The organism is Streptomyces colwelliae (assembly GCF_048158785.1).
GTDB lineage: Bacteria > Actinomycetota > Actinomycetes > Streptomycetales > Streptomycetaceae > Streptomyces.
This window is the reverse complement of the sequence record NZ_JBLTJC010001013.1, coordinates 1-414: the sequence shown is the minus strand read 5'-3', so window position 1 is coordinate 414 and position 414 is coordinate 1. Positions and strand designations below refer to the sequence as shown.

Annotated in this window: 1 protein-coding gene; it reads left to right on the top strand. The window is 66.9% G+C overall.

The genetic code is table 11. From position 1 onward, the window contains the following. Positions 1-58 precede the first annotated feature (58 nt). Positions 59-414: phytoene/squalene synthase family protein (locus ACNFOC_RS55605; protein WP_416966474.1), on the top strand; the 356-nt coding region annotated here is incomplete at its 3' end.

Below are 414 nucleotides of genomic sequence, written 5' to 3'. Positions count from 1 at the left end.
CCTACAACATCATGATCGGCGAACGGCGCCGCGTTGCGGCCGCGCTGATCGCCGTGCCATGAACAGCACGCCGGCTCCATCCGACAACGTTACGTTCTGCGCCGATCTCGTGCGCAGCCACGACTTTCCGCGCTATGCCGCGACCCTGTTCGCGCCCGCAGCCGAGCGCCGTGCGCTGCTGGCGCTCTATGCCTTCAACGTCGAGATCGTCCGAGTCCGCGACCAGGTGAGCCAGCCCTTGCCCGGGGAAATCCGCCTGCAATGGTGGACCAACATGCTGTCGGGCCAGGTCCACGGCAGCGCCGAGGGCAATCCGGTGGCGGCCGAACTGCTGCGCGCGATCCGCGACTTCGACCTGCCGCTCGAGCCGCTGTCGCTGCTTGCCGACGAGCACCAGTTCGATCTCTACAACGA